The organism is Lysinibacillus sp. GW821-FHT14F06, assembly GCF_058803665.1.
Window position 1 is genome coordinate 1 of record NZ_JBXAPF010000035.1, and the last position, 12,486, is coordinate 12,486.

Here is a 12,486-nt window from a genome sequence, read left to right on the forward strand (position 1 = left end):
GCCTGGAACGGAAATCACCTTCATTTTGACTAAATATTCACAAAGAGTCCCTTGACTATTTAATTTTTCAACACTATTAAGGAGCTACTCTCAAATGAGAATAGCTCCTTCTTACATTTTTATAGATCTGCTACTTGAGCACCTAATTCTTTATTATTGTACATATCTGTGTCCAATTCTTTGGTTACACGTGCAGTTGTGACACCCGCTGTCATAGAACCACTTACATTTAGTGCAGTACGTCCCATGTCGATTAATGGTTCAACAGAGATTAAAATACCAGCAAGTGCAACTGGTAAATCAAGAGCTGATAAGACTAAAATTGCTGCAAATGTTGCACCACCACCAACACCAGCCACACCAAATGAACTAATTGCTACTACTGCAATCACAGTAATGATAAATACTGGATCAAGTGGATTAATGCCAACTGTAGGCGCAATCATGATGGCTAGCATCGCAGGATAGACACCAGCACAGCCATTTTGACCAATCGATAAACCAAATGAACCTGAGAAGTTCGCAATTCCCTCTGGTACACCTAGGCGGCCTGTTTGCGTTTTAATGTTCATTGGTAAAGTACCAGCACTTGAACGTGATGTAAAGGCGAATAATAGTGTTTCTGCAGACTTTTTCAAATACGTAAATGGATTTAAACCACTTAATGTTAAGATTAATAAGTGTACTAATAACACAATAAATAGCGCTGCATAGGATGCTATTACAAATTTACCCAAATTATAAATTGCCCCAAAATCAGATGTTGCTACTGTACGTGCCATAATGGCAAGTATGCCGTATGGTGTTAAACGTAAAACGATTGTTACAACACCCATTACTAATGCATAGATGGCATCTAGACCCTTCTTAATCGTTGCACCCATCGCTTCATCCTTACGTGCTACACGTAAATAGGCAAAGCCTAAGAATGCTGAAAAAATTACAACGGCAATCGTTGATGTTGAACGAGCTCCCGTTAAATCAAGGAATGGGTTTGCTGGGAATAACTCAATAATCTGTGTTGGTAAATCTGGCGCAGCTAATCCAGAAGTTTTTTCTTCGATATATGCTCCACGCTCAGTTTCTGCATCCCCTTGCATAATTTGTGATGCGTCTAAATCAAATACAGTTGCTGATAAAATACCTACTGCTGCTGATACAGCTGTCGTACCAATTAAAATGGCTAAAATGAGTGCAGCCATTTTCCCAAAATTCTTACCCACCTTCATTTTTGTAAAGGCGATTAAAATAGAAATAAAGACTAATGGCATAGCAACCATTTGTAGCAATTTCACATAACCAGTACCGATAATGTTGTACCAAGATGTCGTTTTAGCCAATACCTCAGAATCGATGCCATAAATTAAGTGAAGTCCAAGACCAAGTGCAATTCCTAGACCCAGACCCGTAAAAACACGATTTGAAAACTTAACGTGTTTTTTGTTCATAAAATATAAAATCCCAACGAATACGAGCAAAACGGCTACGTTAAGAATAATTTGTAATGTAGACAATGGAAATCCCCCTAAGATGCTTAATTATGATGTAAATCGAATTATATACCTATAATCCCTATAATTCAAGTATGTTTTATTTAGATTAATAATTTCCTAAAGTGAAAGCGGTTCCTTTTCTTTGATTATGCCCCAAACAAGGAATATAATAAATTTAGTTTAACGTTAAACCTTTTTTCGCAATAAAAGAGAGGAGCTTTTTTATGGGGAAATTACAAGATAAAGTAGCTATTATAACTGGTAGTGGTGCAGGTATAGGAAAAGAAATAGCACGTAAGTATGCTGTGGAAGGTGCAAAAGTAGTCATTGCTGATTTTAATGACAATGCCTTAAACACAACTGTTACTGAATTTAAGGAAGCTGGCTATGAAGCATTTGGTGTGAAGGTAAATGTTGCTGTAGAAGAAGATATTCGTGCAATGATTGCTAATACCATTAATCATTATGGTCGTATTGATATTTTAGTCAACAACGCTGGAGTTGGTGACAATATGCAAGCAGCAGCGAATGTAGAAGATACTGTTTGGCAGCGCGTAATAGACATTAATGTAACTGGTATGATGCGTGCGATTCGTCAAGTTTTGCCAATACTTGTTGAAAATGGAGGCGGCACAATTGTTAATATGGCCTCTATTACTGGTCTTACAGGAGGACGAGGTGGCTTAGCATACACAACTGCCAAGCATGCTGTAGTTGGTATGACCAAAAATATTGCCTCTCACTATGGTTCACAAAACATTCGCTGTAACGCTATTGCACCTGCACATGTGGAGACTGGCTTTGCGGCGACAATGACAAATGTTGACCCGTTCGGAATGGAGCAATCTATTCGCGGTGTACAACTGATGCCAAAAGCTGGACAGGTTTCTGATATTGCTAACATTGCTCTATTCCTTGCCTCAGAAGATGCTGGTCTAATTAACGGTGTGGCATTAGCAGCTGATGCTGGTTGGAGTGCTTATTAAAATTTTAGAAGCTAAAAATCCAAAAATCCTACCTCAATTAATGAACGAGGTAGGGTTCTTTTTTGAACTCATTAATTAAATAACAGCTTCCTGAAATCTTTTTACATTGTTTTTTTACACGTGTCACAGCATCTGATAAATGATTGACAGAGGTGAATTGTTGATTTTGATTGGTAATCACCGCAACTGATAGAGATGTACATTTAAAGGGCTCTAGCTTTCCCATTCTATTATGAATCTGTAATGTTGGTAAATCCTCTGGGTCATAAAAGTCTAAAATTTGAGCATCAAACTCATTGATAATTCTTTCACAAATAGGAATGGTATCATAATGAGGAAGAATTGCGACAAAATCATCCCCTCCAATATGCCCTAAAAAATCCTCCACACCAACGATATTTCTTTTCAAAATATCTGTTAAATATAGTAGGATTTTATCTCCTTTATTAAAACCGTACGTATCATTATAGGATTTAAAATGATCTAAATCAAAATAGATTAAGCTATACTGTGGTAATAACAACGATTCTTCTAGTTTTTCATCAATTAATTTATTACCCGGAAGGCTGCTTAATGGATTTAAGAAGCTTGCAATAGCTACTTGTGTGTCTACAAGCTTTAGTAATAGTTCACGAATGCTAACTACACCAACATATATACCATTCCTTGTAACAATAACATCATCATATAAATCCTCTGGAGGTCTGCTCATTGCAACTGTGCTGACCTCCGTAATAGGTGTGTGATGTTCTACCATTAACGGATTGTCCTTAATAATAAGTTGGTTTTGACGTCCCATAAATAAATTATAGCCATAACGTGTACCAATTTTTTGATAGAAATGTGTGCGTGTAATATGCCCAATTGGTCTCTCATCCCTGACAACAACAACACTGCGCAACGATAGATTACTGGTAAACAGTAAATCCACCTCTTTGTTCTTCACAAATTCATCAATACAAGGAACAGTTTCAATGACTTCCCCTATCTTCATGGTCACCCATCCTTATTTTCCCCAAATGTATTTCCTTTGCTGGCTTTCCTAACGCATAGCCTTGGGCATAATGAATGCCTATCTTATGCAAATATTCAAGCTCTTCTTGCCGTTCAATGCCCTCTGCAATAATTTTTGTTTCTACCTGCTCCGCATATCCCATAAGCAATGACACAAGCTGCTGCTGTTCACTATTCTGATCGATATATTGAATTAAAGAGCGGTCTAGCTTAATAAATTCAGGCTTTAAATAAATAAGTGTTTTTAGGCTGTTATAGCCTGAACCCACATCATCTACTGCAATTCGGTAGCCCTGTGATCGATAATGTGATAACACACGTTCAAACTCTACAAAATCTAACACAGCACTACGCTCTGTTAGCTCAAATACAACCTGCTGCGGTTTAATGCCTAACTCCTTTAATAATTGCAAGGTTTCACCACTATGATATTTCTTATCTAGCAGAACATTCGGATGTATATTCAAAAAAACTAAAAAATCTCTATTTTCCAAATCTCCAGGCAATCTCTCTTTAAAACGTTGCAATGAAAGGTTGCGGCAGAAGCATTCAAATAAAAAAACACAGTCAGTTTGTCCAACAAATTCATAAAACTGATCAACACTTGAAAACAGTTGAGAAGGCTCTGGACGATTTAGCGCTTCAAACCCCATTGTCTGCTTAGTCTGAATATCGACAATCGGTTGAAAATAAGTATGTAAAGCATTTTCTTGAATAATTTGCTTTAATGCCTTTAAACGTTTTATATACAATGTATTGTTTTGATGCTGCTCATATAAATGCTTCAAATAAGAAAATACATTACTAGTTTTTATGCTTTGTCTCACAACAGACTCCATTCTCGCACCTCTTAAATTGGTTATTATGATCTATTGTACCTCTTTATTGTAAATGTACTGTGAATAAGATGTAAAAAGAGGTAGCCCAAGCACTAGTTTTCTATCAATCTAAACCATTGCTCTCTTAAAAGTAAGCTTTTTTGATTATTTTCAAACATAGTACATTTTTCTCAATATACAAACTATTCAAATATAACAAATTTGATATATTTCATAATTAGTGTATGCTTGTAATAATAGTATTTTATTACCTTTCATAAAAATTTGTTCTTAATAGGGAAACCTATTTAGATAAAAACTATTTTTTCAAGGGAGGATCCTGTTAATGAGCTTGTCTATTCAACAAATATTGGAAAACAAAGGAATTACACCAAAATCTGAGCACCTTGAACAGTTAAAAATACGCTGGGAAGGCATGCAGTCGCTTCGAGGTAATTTAGAAGGAATCGCTATCGATGACGCTGATATTGCTATCCGTAATCTTCCTGGAGGTGATCATATTGACAACTGATTTACATTTAAAATCTGTTGAAGAGCTAGCACCTTTACTGGAGGCTAAAAAACTTTCTCCCATCGAACTGACGAAAGCAATCTTAGATTTTGCAGAAGAAAGTCAGCCAAGAATTAATGCATATATGGCATTTTATCGTGAAGAAGCTCTAGCACAGGCACAAGTTGTAGAAAAAGAGATCTTAAACGGACAGTATCGTGGAATGTACCACGGGATTCCCATGGCTTTAAAAGATAATCTGTATTTTAAAGATAAAATTACAACGATGTCTTCCAAGATTCATAAAGACTTCGTATCAGGCTATGACGCGACTGTCGTAGAAAAGCTTCGTGATGCTGGTGTGATTTTCACGGGAAAATTAAGCATGCACGAATATGCTTGGGGGATTACCAATAATAACCCTCATTATGGACCCGTTCGCAACCCTTGGGACTTAGAGAAGATCCCTGGAGGCTCTAGTGGTGGCTCTGGAGCGGCAGTAGCAGCAGGAGCTAGCGTTGCTTCATTAGGGACTGATACTGCTGGCTCCATTCGAATTCCATCATCCGCCTGTGGGATTGTTGGCTTAAAGCCTACTCATGGACGTGTAAGTAAGTATGGTTGCTACCCGCTAGCCTGGAGCCTAGATCATATTGGTCCTATGACTAAGACAGTCAAAGATGCGGCAGGTCTACTTGAAATAATCGCTGGTTTTGACCATAGAGATCCTACTTGTGTAAATGTCACAACTGAGAATTACAGCCAGCAAATCTCAGGTGATGTTAAAGGTTTAGTTATTGGTATCAACGAAGATTACTTCTTTAATCGTGTTGATTCAGAAGTAGAAAAGGCCGTGCGAGCAAGCATCCAAAGCTTAGTGGATCAGGGTGCAAGAATTGAAACTGTTCGTATCCCTTCTCTGCAATATGCTGAATGGGCTGAGCTGGTTACTTCCCTTTCGGAGGCTGCAGCCATCCATCATTCAGATTTACAAAGCAGACCGCAGGATTTTGGTGATGATATCCGATTGTTATTTGAACTAGGTGAATTACCTTCTGCAGTGGATTACTTACAGGCTCAGCAAGTCCGTCGACAAATTAAACAAGAGTTTACACAAATATTTAATCAGGTAGATGTGTTAATATCACCTACATTGCCTGTAGTGGCTAGTACCATCGGTGATAATTTTGCCACTTTAAATGGTGAAAAGGTTGATTTAATTGACAATATCATTCGTTTTACAGGTCCAAGTAACTTAACTGGATTACCTGCCCTTTCCGTTCCTTGTGGCTTTAAAGGCAATTTACCAGTAGGCCTACAAATCATAGGGCCTGCCTTTAAAGAAGGTCTTATTCTGAATGTTGGTTATGCAATTGAGCAAACAAATCCACTGAAAAATAGAAAGCCTAATATTTTTGCAAACCATTAAGCATAAAACATTTTACTAGAAATCTGCTGATTGTAATCGTCAGCAGATTTTTTGGTTGTGAGTGCATTCTGTAAATCATCAATATTAATAGAATTTTATTAACAATTACTTTTATAATAAGTAGTAGTAGCTCAATCTCAAGAAAGGTTGCTTGATGTCCTTATGAACGTAGAGAACTTTTTACAACTACCTATTACAAAAGATTTTACAGTCGTTGCTGGTCACAATGGATTACATAAATCGGTTCAAAATGTCGAAATTCTAGACTTTGAATTTTCACCTGATATTCATACTGTGCGTGACACAATCTTCACACCAAATAGTGTTGTGTTAAGCAGCTTATTATTTGCTAAGCAACAGCCAGAATATTTATTGAATGCGGTGAAGAATCTAATTGAGCTCGGGGCAAGTGCTTTAGCTTATAAGCCTGTAATCTTTAGGGATCTACCAGAGGAAGTAATAATGTATGCAGATGAAAACAATTTTCCTATATTACGATTTGGGGGAGATGAATTTTTCGAAAAAATCATTTTAGAGACGATGGCCTATGCAAAAACACAGGATTATTCATTCTTTTTAGAAACGATGATGAAACGTCTTATCGAGGAGGATATCCCTGATGAACAAATAAAATCCTTTTTACAGCAGATCAATAAGCCCTTTGATAAATATGTATTTGTCGCCAATATTCAAGTACAAGAATATACCGATAGTCAATGGATGCAACCCCTATTTCAATTAGAGCCCTTAATGAAATCCGGAATGATTTGTTCTTACAAAAAGAGTCTCTTTATTTTATTTACACATTCTTCTGAGCAGTTTCAATTTAAAAAATTTCTAAATGAATGGTTAGTTATGTATGCAATTTCAACTGAATCATTGACCTTTGGCTATAGCAGCCGCCATGTAACTCAACAGGAACTCTCGATAGCTGTTCGTGAAGCCTACTATGCACGCATCATGGCTGGAATTGAAGGTATTCCTAGCCGTCATTACGAAACCCTTGCATCAGACTGTTTGTTAATTGAATTACACCGTAAGGACGCTAAATTTGCTATGGACTATGTTTATAGCTATCTTGGACCCTTACTTGAGGAAAAGGCTGATCCTGATTTAATAAAAACTGCTATTACCTATGTTGCAAAAAAAGGCAATATCAAAGAAGTGGCGATTGCTCATTTTTGCCATCCAAACACTATTCGCTATCGCATGGCAAAAATTCGTCAGCTGCTAGCACCTATAGATAATGAGTATGTTTTCTATGAACGGCTCGCAGCAGCCGTTAAATTGTACTTATTACATAGCAATATGAATGATTAATTAGCAGCTTTGGAATAAGTACAAAGAAACGCCTGAATATTTAGAATTAAAATCAAAATAATTTCCTCCCTCTCATGCTATTCTAGTAAAGTTAGGAGGAAGAAAGATGAAACAATATATGGCTGACGGTATGCTTTTAGTTACAGCTATCGTTTGGGGTAGCGGATTTGTTATAACGGCTATCGCTTTAGAATATTTAACAGCTTATCAAGTAATGGCAGGGAGATTTATATTAGCTGCCATTATACTAACAACAATATTTGGCTACAGATTAAAAAAAGCTTCAAAATCAGTAATTTGGAAAGGGATTATATTAGGTACCATATTGTACATTGCCTTTGCACTTCAGACTGTCGGTTTACAATATACAACCCCCTCTAAAAATGCTTTTTTAACAGCAGTCAATGTTATTGTCGTCCCATTAATCGCATATGCCGTTTACAAACGTCGTATAGACGGTTATGAAATTATTGGTTCAATAATGGCTATTGTTGGAATCGGTTTTTTATCACTACAGGGCTCATTAACCATGAATATAGGAGACGCACTTTCCTTAGCATGTGCTGTTGCATTCGCCTTTGATATTTTTTGTACAAACCTCTTTGTCCAAAAAGAAGATGCCATTGCCCTGACGATTATTCAATTTATCACAGCATCACTATTAGGTATTCTGGTTGTAGCCAGTCAAGGTGAAATCCCTACTACACTTGAAAAAGAAGCCATTTATTCTATTATATATTTAGCTATTTTTTCAACTACCCTTGCCTATCTATTCCAAAATGTGGCAAATCAATATACTTCCGCTACAAAGGCTGCAATTATCTTGTCGACAGAATCCTTCTTCGGCATGGTATTGTCTGTCATATTCTTACATGAGGTATTAACAGGTCGCATGGTTGTAGGTGCGGTACTAATTTTACTTGCTATATTAATTGCAGAGGTCAAACCTGCTCATCCCAAAAAAAGAATGATGAAAAGCTCTCGCTAAGAACTTTAAAATAGTTTCAGTCTTACTGAAGCTATTTTTTTATGGATGACTAGTCATTAAGCTGGTAGTAATGCCGACAACAAATACGGTAATAATAGACAGCATCAGTGTACTAGAGGATAAAAGGAGCCCCCCTACAACGATAACAATGGAATCAATCATAAAAATAAGAATCCCCACATTAATGCCTGTTTTATCGCATATGAACTGCGCAATTAAATCTGTCCCACCAGTGCTTGTCTGAAATCTAAGCATTAAACCTATTCCAAACCCCATAAGAATCCCACCCAATACGGCACTATAGATGGCTTCTATTTGAATAAGATTGCGAACAGGCTTCATTAAATCAATCATAAGTGAAGAGGCTATTAATCCATGTATGCTATTGTAAAAATACGCTCTATATTTATACCAAGCTATAATAAAAATCGGAATACTAATGATGATAATCATTAAGCCAATTTTTAACTTATACAAGTAGTATAAAATTAGTGCTATTCCTACAACTCCCCCATCTAAAATTTGATAGGGTGTTAAGAATAAATTAATCCCTAACGATACAGCAGTACTACCTATAAGAATGACCAGACCTTTCGTAAAAAAATACATACAACCCCCCTCCGGGACTTAGCATGTAAATATAGTATGAAAATTTGAAAATGAACATGTTATGAAATACACCTTTGTACAAGAATACTCTCACTTTTTTTATCGAGTCCGCTCGATAAATTTCTCAATAATAAGTGCCGATCAATTATGCCTCGGCATAATTGCGTCTGGAATCGGCTTTGTGTTTGCACAAAGAATTCCTTTCCGATTCCGTGACATCCGCCGGAGGCTTTAACTTCTTTCAACAGGTGTTTGGACACCCTCTGAAAACAGCTTAAATCCGCATTCATCTCACCACCTATAGAGGTGGGAGACTTCTGCTGAAAGAAGTTAAAAAATTTCATTCTTCTACTTAACAATCGAATCTTATTCCTTTATTCTCAGTATATAGTTGTAAAAAAATGAAAAGAGGTATAAATGATGGAACATACATTGTTAGAGCGAGTAAAAGATACACGCTTACATTTAAGAAGATCTTTGCTAGCAACTATTTTTGAAGAGTTTGATGTACAGCGTATGAAATTAAGCGAACAGCAACGTAAAGAAAAGTATGATACGATGCTAGACAGTCCCTTCCGCTTCTTCCGTGGAAGTGCCTATCTATTTTATTTTGATGTTACAAAATCCCCCTCTATATTCCATACGTCTGATGTTAAACCAGCATGGATACAGGGTGATATGCATATGGACAACTTTGGCGCATTTCAAAATGAAACAGGCGACATTGTATTTGATGTTAATGATTTCGATGAAGGTTATGTTGGCTCTTACCTCTATGATATTATTCGCATGAGTGTCAGTATAGCACTATATCTTGAGGAGCAGGGCTTACATCAGGCTGCTCAAGAAACAGCTATTCATCATTTTCTACATAGCTACATCAATCAATTAAAACGATTCCAACGTAAGCAGGACGATCCACTGACACTAACATTTACTAAACATAATACAAAAGGACCTATTAAACAGGTGCTGAAAAAGCTTGAAAAACGGCAACGCTCTCACTTTTTACAGGATATAACATACATTAACGATGCTGGCCAGCGTGTCTTCCAATGGAATGATGAGGTACAGCCCGTCTCTGCTGAGGAATATGCTGCTATCTCCTCTGTATGTCCAAGCTATAAAATTAAAGATATAGCTATTAAATATGGCTCAGGAACAGCATCTATAGGTTTGAAGCGTTATTATATTTTAGTTGAGGGTCAAACAGATGCTTTGGGCGTAGACGATTTAGTTCTTGAAATGAAGGAGGTACGCACAGCCATCCCAGCTTATTTTTTGCCATATAATGAGGTATTTTGGGAGAATTATAAGCATCAAGGAGCCCGTGTAGTCAGCACTCAGAAAGCCATGCATCATCTAGAGGACCCACATCTTGATTTTGTTACAATGGATGGCCAGGAATACTACATTCGAGAGCGCTCTCCTTATAAGAAAAAAGTAAAGCCTAAAAACTATCGGGAGTTAGAAGATTATTTTACTACTACTGCAACTATGGGCCAAATTGCAGCTAAGATTCATGCCCGTGCCGATGTGGATTACTCACAGGTTTTCACATACCATAGTGAAGAGGAAATTTTAAATGCCATTGGAAAAGAGCGCCGTGTTTTCGTGGAAAGTAGTATTTTACAAGCAATGCGCTACAAGGAAATTGTTTATACTGATTATGAATTATTTAAAGAATGGGTTAACGAAAAGTTTAATAAAAGTTAAAAAAATAGACCTCTGCCAAAAAACAGAGGTCTATTTTTGTAGTAAATCGCATTATTTTTGCTTTACCTTCATTCGATTCAGCAAAAATCCGCCTTTAAAAGACTTAGGCTCGTAAGAAATAATAAACGCATTTGGTTCAAATTGCTCCACAATTTGAAAGAGTTCCGTCTCGCGATTTCTCTTTGTTAATATTTCGTATTTATAGCGATTACTATCTCGTCCTTCACCAACATAGATGGTCACAGCAAAGCCTTCATTACGCAGGTAATTTATAAGCTCTTCGTTTTTATTCTGAGTATTGATAGTCGTATAAACGTAGCCAATCGCTAATTTCCGTTCGATTTTTGCACCTAAAAAAATGCCTAAACCAAAACCAATAGCATAAACGACCATGGCTAACATACTTTGTTTTCCACTAAAAACAAGGGAAAGGCCAAATACATACACTAACATCTCCATCATACCGAATAAAGCAGCAAGAAACGTTATATTTTTTACCAAAAATATTGTTCGTAACGTTAAAAAAGGTACATAAACCAATTGAAGTATTAAAATCAGAACTATACTTTGCATTTGTAAGAGACCTTTCAAAAAGTAATGGATATACACTATAAATTATATGTTCAGTTAAGTAGTTGCATTCTATTAATAAACAAGCCTATAGTTTATTTAGCAATTCCCTATTCTTTGTATTTTAAACATCTACATGAACTAAAATCATGGGATTTAGAAATTCGTTTTTCTGTATTACCAAGTAATCTAACGGTTCTTATGATTGCACTCTTTCTATTTACATTCATTTTATCTGGTTAGTAATCTAGTCGGGATTTTCCCAGCAGAAAGTTTCTAAACAGTTCCTCCGAGGTAGGCTTTGCAACTGCAATTAGTCGTCTAGGTTCTGCCGCAAGTACGTTCCTGCTTCCGATGAGTATGGCTAACCTTGGTGTACAAAATACGATGCTTTGTTTAACAGGTATTTTAGTCATCGGTACCATCGTGTCAATTGCATGGGCTCCAGAAACTAAAGCATTATCTTTAAGTGATGCTAGTAATGTTTCTGAATAAATAATATAAAAATGCCGCCTGCTTCTTCAGAATAGCTAGAAGCAGGTGGCATTTTATATGAAGGTTATATCTACCCATGCATCGGGTCTTCCTTATGCTTAGGCCCAATCATGTTGAATAAAATATTAAGGATAATCGCTGTAACAGAACCACAGACGATACCATTTGACGTTAGAATCGAAACGCTTTCTGGTAGTGCATCAAAAATTCCAGGAACAACTGATACACCGACACCAAGGCTGACTGCAATTGCTGCAATCATGGCATTTTCCGCTGATTCATTCATAACAGGTACTAGCATGCCCATACCTTGAGTTATTACCATACCGAACATCGCAAGCATTGCCGCACCAAGTACTGGTGTTGGAATAATCGTTGTTAATGCTGCGATTTTTGGTAGGAAACCAAGTGCTACTAGTAATCCACCTGTGATGTAAATGACTTTACGATTTTTTACGCCTGACATACGTGTAAGTCCCACGTTTTGTGAGAACTATACCTGTTTAGAATTTAATCTTTATATATAAACTTTTATTT

The 12,486-nt window shown here is 36.7% G+C and carries 12 protein-coding genes and 1 pseudogene; 7 read left to right on the forward strand and 6 right to left on the reverse strand.

Annotation, left to right across the window (positions count from 1 at the left end; genetic code table 11):
- Positions 1-119: 119 nt before the first annotated feature.
- Complete coding sequence (locus AC1RNS_RS22010; RefSeq protein WP_492995759.1) at positions 120-1,514, reverse strand: L-cystine transporter; 1,395 nt, start codon at positions 1,512-1,514, stop codon at positions 120-122.
- 203 nt (positions 1,515-1,717) lie between these two features.
- On the opposite strand from AC1RNS_RS22010, the gene AC1RNS_RS22015 reads away from it, so the two are divergent.
- A complete protein-coding gene (locus AC1RNS_RS22015; RefSeq protein WP_492995761.1) occupies positions 1,718-2,479 on the forward strand; it encodes an SDR family oxidoreductase in 762 nt (253 codons plus the stop codon).
- Between the two features lie 37 nt (positions 2,480-2,516).
- On the opposite strand, the gene AC1RNS_RS22020 is transcribed toward AC1RNS_RS22015, so the two are convergent.
- Positions 2,517-3,473: a GGDEF domain-containing protein gene (locus AC1RNS_RS22020; RefSeq protein ID WP_492995762.1), complete on the reverse strand. Its 957-nt coding sequence runs from the start codon at positions 3,471-3,473 to the stop codon at positions 2,517-2,519.
- Positions 3,451-4,332 carry an EAL domain-containing protein gene (locus AC1RNS_RS22025; protein WP_492995763.1) on the reverse strand — a complete coding sequence of 294 codons (882 nt, stop codon included), beginning with the start codon at positions 4,330-4,332 and terminating at the stop codon, positions 3,451-3,453. Before AC1RNS_RS22025 ends, AC1RNS_RS22020 begins: the two co-directional genes overlap by 23 nt.
- Before the next feature lie 325 nt (positions 4,333-4,657).
- On the opposite strand from AC1RNS_RS22025, the gene AC1RNS_RS22030 reads away from it, so the two are divergent.
- The 4 genes from AC1RNS_RS22030 (at position 4,658) to AC1RNS_RS22045 (ending at position 8,559) form a co-directional block, all read left to right on the forward strand.
- Positions 4,658-4,843, forward strand: a complete 186-nt coding sequence (locus AC1RNS_RS22030; RefSeq protein ID WP_283870429.1) for a hypothetical protein — start codon at positions 4,658-4,660, stop codon at positions 4,841-4,843.
- Positions 4,833-6,251 carry an amidase gene (locus AC1RNS_RS22035; protein ID WP_492995765.1) on the forward strand — a complete coding sequence of 473 codons (1,419 nt, stop codon included), beginning with the start codon at positions 4,833-4,835 and terminating at the stop codon, positions 6,249-6,251. Before AC1RNS_RS22030 ends, AC1RNS_RS22035 begins: the two co-directional genes overlap by 11 nt.
- A 162-nt stretch (positions 6,252-6,413) precedes the next feature.
- On the forward strand, positions 6,414-7,571 hold the full coding sequence (locus AC1RNS_RS22040; protein WP_492995767.1) for a PucR family transcriptional regulator: 1,158 nt from the start codon (positions 6,414-6,416) through the stop codon (positions 7,569-7,571).
- 106 nt (positions 7,572-7,677) lie between these two features.
- Positions 7,678-8,559 (forward strand): DMT family transporter, encoded by an 882-nt coding sequence (locus tag AC1RNS_RS22045; RefSeq protein WP_492995768.1) that lies wholly within the window; start codon positions 7,678-7,680, stop codon positions 8,557-8,559.
- Positions 8,560-8,598: 39 nt separating this feature from the next.
- On the opposite strand, the gene AC1RNS_RS22050 is transcribed toward AC1RNS_RS22045, so the two are convergent.
- On the reverse strand, positions 8,599-9,168 hold the full coding sequence (locus AC1RNS_RS22050; protein WP_492995769.1) for a YitT family protein: 570 nt from the start codon (positions 9,166-9,168) through the stop codon (positions 8,599-8,601).
- Positions 9,169-9,588: 420 nt separating this feature from the next.
- On the opposite strand from AC1RNS_RS22050, the gene AC1RNS_RS22055 reads away from it, so the two are divergent.
- Complete coding sequence (locus tag AC1RNS_RS22055) at positions 9,589-10,884, forward strand: DUF2252 domain-containing protein (RefSeq protein WP_492995770.1); 1,296 nt, start codon at positions 9,589-9,591, stop codon at positions 10,882-10,884.
- Between the two features lie 51 nt (positions 10,885-10,935).
- On the opposite strand, the gene AC1RNS_RS22060 is transcribed toward AC1RNS_RS22055, so the two are convergent.
- Positions 10,936-11,457, reverse strand: a complete 522-nt coding sequence (locus tag AC1RNS_RS22060; protein WP_492995771.1) for a DUF2179 domain-containing protein — start codon at positions 11,455-11,457, stop codon at positions 10,936-10,938.
- Positions 11,458-11,808: 351 nt separating this feature from the next.
- On the opposite strand from AC1RNS_RS22060, the gene AC1RNS_RS22065 reads away from it, so the two are divergent.
- Positions 11,809-11,949: a hypothetical protein gene (locus AC1RNS_RS22065; protein WP_492995772.1), complete on the forward strand. Its 141-nt coding sequence runs from the start codon at positions 11,809-11,811 to the stop codon at positions 11,947-11,949.
- A 70-nt stretch (positions 11,950-12,019) separates the two neighbouring features.
- Here AC1RNS_RS22065 and AC1RNS_RS22070 read toward each other — a convergent pair.
- Positions 12,020-12,442: pseudogene (locus AC1RNS_RS22070) on the reverse strand (solute carrier family 23 protein); the annotation flags it as partial.
- Between the last annotated feature and the right edge of the window lie 44 nt (positions 12,443-12,486).